Source organism: Vibrio sp. 10N.261.52.A1, from assembly GCF_002876325.1.
GTDB lineage: Bacteria > Pseudomonadota > Gammaproteobacteria > Enterobacterales > Vibrionaceae > Vibrio > Vibrio chagasii.
This window is the reverse complement of the sequence record NZ_MCYD01000890.1, coordinates 1-8,898: the sequence shown is the minus strand read 5'-3', so window position 1 is coordinate 8,898 and position 8,898 is coordinate 1. Positions and strand designations below refer to the sequence as shown.

The 8,898-nt window shown below is 44.7% G+C and carries 6 protein-coding genes; 3 read left to right on the top strand and 3 right to left on the bottom strand.

The features are described 5' to 3' along the window. The first annotated feature begins 123 nt into the window (after window positions 1–123). Window positions 124–2,151, top strand: coding sequence for a PhoX family phosphatase (locus tag BCT81_RS19245; protein WP_102425494.1), 2,028 nt, complete (start codon window positions 124–126; stop codon window positions 2,149–2,151). A gap of 210 nt (window positions 2,152–2,361) precedes the next feature. Here the strand turns inward: BCT81_RS19245 and BCT81_RS19240 are convergent, their stop codons facing one another. From BCT81_RS19240 to BCT81_RS19230, 3 genes are all read right to left on the bottom strand, one after another. Further along, window positions 2,362–2,982, bottom strand: coding sequence for a LysE family translocator (locus BCT81_RS19240; protein WP_102425493.1), 621 nt, complete (start codon window positions 2,980–2,982; stop codon window positions 2,362–2,364). Between the two features lie 208 nt (window positions 2,983–3,190). After that, the gene (locus BCT81_RS19235) at window positions 3,191–4,477 is read right to left on the bottom strand and encodes a DEAD/DEAH box helicase (protein ID WP_004740103.1); all 1,287 of its coding nucleotides are present in this window, start codon (window positions 4,475–4,477) and stop codon (window positions 3,191–3,193) included. A gap of 181 nt (window positions 4,478–4,658) precedes the next feature. After that, window positions 4,659–5,642, bottom strand: a complete 984-nt coding sequence (locus BCT81_RS19230) for a GTP-binding protein (protein ID WP_102425492.1) — start codon at window positions 5,640–5,642, stop codon at window positions 4,659–4,661. 585 nt (window positions 5,643–6,227) lie between these two features. On the opposite strand from BCT81_RS19230, the gene clcA reads away from it, so the two are divergent. Beyond that, entirely contained in the window at window positions 6,228–7,634 is a 1,407-nt protein-coding gene (gene clcA, locus BCT81_RS19225; protein ID WP_032498410.1) for a H(+)/Cl(-) exchange transporter ClcA, read from the top strand. 249 nt (window positions 7,635–7,883) lie between these two features. Then, window positions 7,884–8,831 (top strand): TDT family transporter, encoded by a 948-nt coding sequence (locus BCT81_RS19220; RefSeq protein ID WP_008219328.1) that lies wholly within the window; start codon window positions 7,884–7,886, stop codon window positions 8,829–8,831. Window positions 8,832–8,898 lie beyond the last annotated feature (67 nt).

The window sequence follows — 8,898 nt, the reverse complement described above, 5'->3', positions numbered from 1 at the left end:
AAATCTGTCACTTAACTGCTTCACGATTGGTCACAAATTTACCCAAGTTATTAACCAATTAGTTAGTAATTTTGTAAGTCATAAATAACAAATAATAAAGTCAACCAATAGGAAGCAGTTGCGATGAGCAAGGAAACATTTGATAGCACTCGTTTTAACAAGAGTAACAACAAACCCTTCGAAGAGGTTCTAGAAGCAAACCTTTCAAGAAGAAACGTATTAAAAGGCGGCTTAGGCATCAGTGCAATGACCGCCTTTGGTGCATTCGGTTTAGGTGGTCACAGCACAGCTAACGCGGCAACTATGCAAGCTACAGGCGCACAAAAAAGTACTGCGACGCTAGCATTTGAATCCGTTAAAGGCTCATTAACAGACAGCGTGGTTGTGCCTAAAGGATACACTGCACAAGTATTAGTTCCTTGGGGTACTCCACTCAATAAGCAAGGCAATCCTTGGCTAAAAGACGGCACCAACAATGCACAAGACCAAGCTAACGCACTGGGAATGCACCACGATGGCATGCACTTCTTCCCGTTGGATGGCAACAGCAATGATGGTTTGTTGGTGATCAACCACGAATACATTGACCAAAAAGCACTTCACGCTAATGGCCCGACATACAATGAAGGCGCTCGCCCTAACATTGATGAAGTACGCAAAGAGATCAATGCGCACGGCGTGAGTGTTGTTCGCGTTAAGCTTGAGGGCAACCAGTGGGTAATGGTCGATAACGACCCACTTAACCGCCGCTATACTGGCGCCACTGTAATGGACCTATCTGGCCCTGTCGCTCACAGTGAGTTTACCAAAACGAAATTCTCACAAGACGGCAGCCAAGCTCGTGGTACATTGAACAACTGTGGTAACGGCTACACACCTTGGGGCACTTACCTCACTTGTGAAGAAAACTGGCCGGGTTACTTCGTCAATAAAGGGACAACTACACCTGCTCAAGAGCGTATCGGTATCGCGACAGATAAAACACGTTACGGTTGGGACACGCTTTCTGGTGACAAACAAGAGCGTTTAGATGAGTTTGCACGCTTTGATGTAACTCCAACAGCTGATTCTCCAATGGACGATTACCGTAACGAAGCACACGGTCACGGCTACATTGTTGAGATCGACCCATACACAGCAAACTCACGAGCGAAGAAGCGCACCGCTCTGGGTTGCTTCCGTCATGAGGGTTGTACGTTTGGTAAGTTAACCGAAGGCGAGCCAATCGTATTCTACTCTGGTCACGACTCTCGCTTCGAATACCTATACAAATTTGTTTCTGAAGCGAAATGGGCCCCACGTGACGCTGAGCCAAGCAACCGCCTTAGTGCAGGTGACAAGTACATGGACAAAGGCACGCTTTACGTAGCTAAGTTCAACGACGATGGTTCAGGTACATGGTTGCCATTAACACTAAGCAGCAAAACAACAAACGGTGGCAAGCTAGGTGATACGTTTGATTCACAAGCAGCACTTATCGTCAATACAGCAGGCGCTGCCGACCTTGTAGGTGCAACACCAATGGATCGCCCTGAATGGTGCTCTGTTGACCCAATGACAGGTACGGCTTACCTAACGCTAACAAACAACAACAAGCGTAAAGAGGCTAACTCAGCGAACCCTCGTGTAAACAATAAGTTTGGTCATGTTATCCGTTGGGATGAAGGTAAAACGGCTGGCGAATTCGATTGGGATATCTTTGTATTCGGCTCTCCTGCTGTGGAAGATAAGTCTATCAACCGATCAGGTCTAACAGACATGAACCAATTCGCGAGCCCTGATGGCCTAGCGTTTGATGCGCGTGGCATCCTATGGATTCAAACGGATAACGGTGCAGACGAAGTAACAGGCTATACCAATGACCAAATGCTGGCAGTAGTTCCATCTCAGTTAACGGATGACCAAGGCAACAACGCGGTAATTGATGCAAACAATCAAGCACAGCTAAAGCGTTTCTTCGTGGGTCCAAACGGTTGTGAAGTGACTGGCTTTACCATCAGCCCAGACTTCAAATCATTGTTTGTGAACATTCAACACCCTGCGAACTGGCCATCATCAGACGATGCAACGGCTCAAACTCAAGGTAACGTCCGTCCACGAGCATCTACTGTCGTGATTCGCCGTGAAGACGGTGGTGAGATCGCGGTTTAGCAAACAACACAATGCAGCGTTAGTTATCTAGGTAATACAAAAAGAGCGATAAGGCCAAATGCCCTATCGCTCTTTTCTATTGTGTTCAATCTTCGATTTACGTAAGAATCCGAGCCTCAAAACTCATCATCCCCCCAAGCTCTCGTCATCCTCGAAAAGGTGGAGCGATTGAGTAGTAGAATCTCTCTGCTCGTTGTCGTTGCAGTAGAATTAACTCACAAACAACCACACACCAACACCCATCATTAATGTGCCAGCAATACGATTCATCAACTTCACGTTATCAGCCTTACCGAGCATGTGCTTAAGGCTCTTACCGCCTGTCGCGTACAGAGTCATACAAACAAACTCAGAAACAAGAATAATCGACACGAGAATGAACAACTGCGGTGCTAAGTCTTTACTGCTGTTGATAAAAGGAGGCAGTAGAGAAATCATAAACGCCCAGCCTTTCGGGTTTGCAATCGCAGTAACAAAGCCTTGAACCACCAAATCCCAATCATTATTCACTTTGGTGTTTTGAATGTCGGTACTAATGGCCAGCTTACCTCTCGAGCGCCACATCTGAACACCTAAGTAGAACAAATAAGCTGCGCCAACAAACTTAAACCCAGTAAATAGCCATGGGTAATTCAGCATAATAGAGGCAATGCCTAACACTGCTGCAACCGAAACTACAGCGACCCCAGCTAGCTCACCAATCATCATCCATAATGTACGCTTATAGCCAATACTCATACCCAGCGTTAAAGCCAAAGTCATGCACATGCCCGGGGTGATTGAAACAAAGAAAAACGTGGGGATGAAAGCCAAAAGTAGCGCGCTATCCATATTATTACCTTACTGCCTTGTTACTGCTTGAAACTCACTGTTTCCCCATAGAGAAACAGTTCACTGAAAATTGGGAGATTAAAAAATCGATGATCACAAACGCCAGAATAAGCATTTATGTAGAACAACTGTATTTATAAATAACACCGCGCCCAAAAACGCAAAAGAGCCACAATACAGTGGCTCTTTTTCATAACCAACCGTAATTTTACTTACGACGGTTTTTAATTCGCTTCATCATAGCTAGACGACGTTCTGCACTTGCTTGGTCTTGTGGTGCATCGTTCGCGTTATTCTTACGACCTTGGCGGTTTTTGTATGCCGCTTTCGTGTTTAGCTTCTCGATGTAAGCATCACGCTTCTTAGGTTCGTAACCAGGTTGCTCAACACGACGAATACGTTGTTGAATCAGTTTCTCAACCTGAACCACAGTTAACTCTTCTTCGCGGTTAACGAAAGAGACAGCATGACCTTGCTTACCTGCACGACCAGTGCGGCCGATACGGTGAACATAATCTTCTGCTAAGAAAGGCATGTCGTAGTTAATCACGTGTGGTAAGTCTTCAATATCAAGACCACGAGCCGCAACATCGGTTGCAACCATTACACGGGCTTTACCTTCTTTAAAGTCATCTAGAGCACGACGACGAGCACTTTGCGCTTTATCACCGTGGCACAGTACTGCTTTAATGCCGTCTAGTTTAAGCTCTTTTACCACTTCGTTTGCGGTTTCTTTGTAGTTCACAAATACTAGCACTTGGCGCCAGTTTTTACGGCCAATAAGCTCAGACAGTAGCTCTGTTTTACGCTCTTGATCCACAGGGTAAACGACGTGACCTACCGTTGCAGCCGTTGAGTTTTCACGCTCAACACTGATACGTTTTGGCTTACGTAAGATATCAACCGACAATTGGTTTAACTGTGTTGATGTGGTCGCAGAGAACATCATGATTTGTGGAGAAGTTTCTACATCCAACATGATCTTGCGAACCGCATTGATAAAGCCCATATCTAAGATACGGTCAGCTTCATCAAATACTAGGAATTCTAGGTTAGCAATAGACACGTTACCCGCTTCTAAATGCTCTTCTAAACGGCCTGGCGTCGCAACCAGAATATCAACACCCAGTTCTAATTGACGAACCTGTGAAGACATCTTGTTGCCACCGTAAACCGCAGAAACGCTTAGTTCGGTGTATTTAACGTAGTCTTTAATGTTTTGAGCAATCTGCGCTGCTAGCTCACGAGTTGGAGCTAGAATAAGGCCGCGAGCCGTTCCTCGAGATGCTTTTTTACCACTGTTCAGTAGATGCTGGATAACAGGCAATGAGAATGCCGCTGTTTTACCTGTACCGGTTTGAGCAGTAGCAAAAATATCATGGCCTTTACGAGCCATTGGAATTGCTTTTTGTTGAATTGGAGTGAGTTTTTCATAACCGCACTCAGTCAGCGCTTTGACTAATTCAGGAGCAAAACCTTGAGAGGAAAATGACATTGTTACGAGTTCCTTAAGCAGACAGCCTACATTCTTATTTCAGCCGAGCACTATAAAGTAATTAGAGTGATTTATCTCACATTTATCGTGATATAACGCAAATTTTCTCACTTAATCTGGTGTTTACCACGCGAACCGCGAAGCAAACACCCAATTATTAGGCTCAAACAGAAAATAAACCCTATTTGATGCCACACAGCTTGAGCAAGATCTGCTCTAAATCGCCCCAAGGCATAAGCTGTGAGTCGATAACTTCAAGTCGTGATTCAAAGCCATCGAGTGTGATTTCATTGACTGACACAACTTGATTCGCAACGTTGAAAGCAAAGCAACCTTGGTCGGTGTTAACCACCGCTTTAACGCGCTCAGCCGTTAAATCAGACAGCATTGAGAATAGTGCATCGAAATCGAATTTATACTCTGCGCCAAATAGCCAACCACAACTGTAGTAACCCTGCCCTTTGTTTTCCTTACGGATGAACGCTTCGCCCGGAGGAAGTTCAAATTGAGGTTCTTGTTCAGCGTGATCATGATGGTGTGATTCAAGATGAGTTGACGCACTACCGTACACACGCTCAATGTCCAACACTTCTAGAGGCACTTCACCATCGTGAATCAACTTATGGAACACTTTCGCTGGCGTTTGATCCGTGACCCAATCGTTAAATACATCGATGTCTTCAGAGTTAACAAGGTCAACTTTGGTACCAAGAATCACATCAGCACTGTCTAACTGATCATTAAAGTTCTGATTAGAGGTGTACTTTTCGTTGGATAAGTTACGCGGATCTACCAAACCTAGCGTTGCTTTAAGATCAACGTATGGTGTGTATTGTTCTGAAGTTAGGGTAGCAATAACCTGCTTTGGATGCCCTAGGCCTGTTGGCTCAATCAGTAAACGGTCCGGCTTTTGACGAAGCAACGCATTAATGCCCACCGACATCGGTACGCCAGCAGTACAACACATGCAGCCACCCTGCACCTCTTTAATCAATGCGCCTTGATCTGTCATCAATGCACCATCAATACCAATCTCACCGAACTCATTAACCAGAACAGCCCAGTTTTCATTCTCAGGTTTATTTTTCAATAGGTTCAAGATAGCAGTCGTCTTACCAACACCTAAGAAACCCGTAATTATGTTCGTAGGAACTTTTTTGGTCATATCAGTTCTCCTTTTTAAGGGAGTATATACTCAATCACCGAAAAGTTGACCCCAATCGCTTGTTTATACTTAGATTGATAGATTGAAAATAAGCCTTATGCCATGGGAAAGTGAGAAGAGAAGATGGTGTATGCATTCGAAGATCTGGCGCTAGAGAAAGAGAAGTGATTTTGGATGCTCCAAACAAACTAAAGGCGTACTTCAAGAGTACGCCTCACCCTCGTTACTCAATCGTGAGTTCGCGAATCAGGAAGTCTTAAATATCGACCTGAACATTTAACGAGGAACTAAAACTTTGTATTTTTGAATCCATCCAAATTGTGTGTAAAACCTCATGTCTCCTTGCGGCTCGTTATGTTGCTTTACGATTTAACTATGGTTCATTTTGGTAGTAATTCAAGTTAGCGCTGTAGATTCGATCAAAATTGTGACGGTGATTCCACTATATTCTTTATACAAACTATTTATGTAATACACTCCTTTCATAAATGAAATTCAACTTTGCATCTTTGTTGCTATAGGATAAGCAGAGTAGGCGTATAATTTACTTAAGCCCCGCCGCATCAACTCAGGAACCAAACTTCAATGACCAATAGAGAGAAATTTAAGCAGTCCCTTTTAGCAAAAATGCCAAGGGGTGCTATTAACCAATTTCTTTCTAGAGACAAAGCTCCCGTTTCAGTTCTCATCCTTTCTTGCCTTGTTGGTATCCTTGCGGGTGTTGTTGGTACCTACTTCGAAGTTGCAGTGCATTTCATAACAGAAACACGTACCGACTGGCTGAAAGATGAGCTGGGCAATCATCTACCACTTTGGTTATCTGCGTTTCTTATCAGTGCAGCCTTTGCTTTCATCGGCTATTTTCTCGTGCACCGCTTTGCCCCAGAAGCCGCAGGATCCGGTATCCCTGAGATTGAAGGAGCGATGGACGGGATGCGTCCGGTTCGTTGGTGGCGAGTTCTACCTGTGAAGTTCTTTGGCGGTATGGGCGCATTAGGTTCAGGTATGGTGTTAGGTCGTGAAGGACCAACCGTGCAAATGGGTGGTAGCATTGGTCGTATGGTCACTGACATCTTCCGTGTAAAAGACGATGACAGTCGACACTCACTGCTTGCCTCTGGCGCAGCTGGTGGTTTAGCAGCCGCATTCAATGCGCCGTTGGCTGGGATCATGTTCGTTGTTGAAGAGATGCGACCACAGTTCCGCTACTCCCTCATTTCTATCAAAGCCGTTATCATTTCTGCCGTCTCAGCCAACATTGTATTTCGTTCTATCAACGGGCAGTCGGCTGTCATTACCATGCCTCAATATCAACAGCCTGAACTGAGTGCACTTTGGTTATTCTTGTTGTTAGGCGTACTGTTCGGAATGTTTGGGGTCATTTTCAATAAACTGATCACCCTTTCACAAGACATGTTTGTCGCAATACACAAAAACGACCGCAAACGTTACTTAATAACAGGTACATTACTCGGTGGTTGCTTTGGTTTATTGCTTCTCTACATCCCAGAATTGACTGGCGGTGGTATCGGTATTATCCCAAATGTCACCAACGGTAATTACAGCACCAACATATTGCTGCTTATTTTCCTAGGACGTGTGCTTACCACTTTACTCTGTTTCGGCTCTGGTGCACCGGGTGGTATTTTCGCTCCTATGCTAGCACTAGGTACACTCTTTGGTTATGCATTTGGGCTTATCGCGGCGGCATTCTTCCCTGAGTTAAATATAGAACCAGGTATGTTTGCGATTGCAGGTATGGGCGCACTGTTCGCTGCGACTGTGCGTGCACCGATTACAGGTATATTACTGGTTATCGAAATGACCAATAACTATTACCTGATCTTACCTTTGATCATTACCTGCCTTGGCGCCGTTATCTTTGCGCAAATGCTAGGTGGCCAACCAATCTACAGCCAACTACTGAACCGCACGCTGAAAAATGAGAAGTTGAGACAACAAGACCTCCCTCAACAAGAGGAAGTTCGTTAATGACAAATGACTCATAGAACAAAAGCACACATTCAACGTGCTTAATGTCCCGATTCCGTATCAAAGTCAAAAAAGCAAACGTTAAAGTTGCTATCATCCACTCAAAATTAGTTGAGCGCCCTCAACAGCTATTGATGGCACAACTGCACGCATTAAATAGAGCAAAAGCTTTATTGTTAACCATTGTTTTATAAGTCACTAAGTTGGAGCAAGTCGTTGAACTGGAGAAGGTTGACCCAAGTAAAAAACGTGCCGCCATCTCAGGCATCTTTAGCACTTGGTGTTATAGGTCTAGGACAAGCTTGGGCTTTATATATACCAGGCATAGGTGAGGTTATTCGCCCCTACCTCGCTTCACTTGGTGCGCTGCTTCTGTTACCTGTTTTACTTCGTTACCTGACAAGTTTTAATACCTTCATCAATGATATTCGTCACCCGCTTAGTGGAAGCTTAATGGCGCCAATGAGCATGGCACTATTGATCCTATGTGACTATTTAGCCGAAATATCACCGATAATCGCCTACCCGATCTGGTTCTGTGCCCTATTACTTCATTTTTCGATGATGGTGTTGTTCTTCGGTTTCCAGATCATCAATTTCAAGATGTCTAATATCGTTCCAAGCTGGTTCCTATATCCTGTGGGGTTGATCAGTAGTTCGCTGGCGGGCACCCAATTTGGACACACAGTGTTTTCAGAAACGCTCGCAGCCACTTGTATCGGTATCTACTTCTTCTTGCTGCCTGTGGTGCTTTACCGCTTGGTGTTTGAAGGGAACCTCCCTCGTAGAGCAAGACCGACACTAGCAATCATGGCGGCTCCGGTGAATTTGTCGCTTGCCGCTTACTTGGTTAATTTCGACCACCCCGACCCAATTCTGACAGGCGCTTTAGCGGGTATTGCTATTACCATGACGTTGCTGATCTACTTATGCTATGTAAGGCTCATGCGACTCAAGTTCCAACCTTCCATTGCAGCGGTCACCTTTCCATCAGTAATCAGTGCTATCGCTATGCATCGTTTAACTACCTTTTTCGGTGCCGAGTATCCACAGTGGTACTGGTTACATAAATTTGGTTTCTTCGAACTTACCATCGCAACCATCCTAGTCATTTGGGTCGCTGGCGGTTACGTGAAGATGTACTGGCCCGAGCTTTTTGATCCTGATTACATGTCTAAGAAAGTGAAACGTTCTTAACCAATTCAAATAACACTTTCCAGCTCGCTGAATCCGCAGCTTCGCACAAAATAAAAAAAGGCCTCAC

What these genes read in the sequence shown, in the direction of transcription:
- BCT81_RS19245 (WP_102425494.1), top strand. Translation starts at nt 124, where the DNA reads ATGAGCAAGGAAACATTTGATAGCACTCGTTTTAACAAGAGTAACAAC.
- BCT81_RS19240 (WP_102425493.1), bottom strand. Translation starts at nt 2,982, where the DNA reads ATGGATAGCGCGCTACTTTTGGCTTTCATCCCCACGTTTTTCTTTGTT.
- BCT81_RS19230 (WP_102425492.1), bottom strand. Translation starts at nt 5,642, where the DNA reads ATGACCAAAAAAGTTCCTACGAACATAATTACGGGTTTCTTAGGTGTT.
- BCT81_RS19235 (WP_004740103.1), bottom strand. Translation starts at nt 4,477, where the DNA reads ATGTCATTTTCCTCTCAAGGTTTTGCTCCTGAATTAGTCAAAGCGCTG.
- clcA (WP_032498410.1), top strand. Translation starts at nt 6,228, where the DNA reads ATGACCAATAGAGAGAAATTTAAGCAGTCCCTTTTAGCAAAAATGCCA.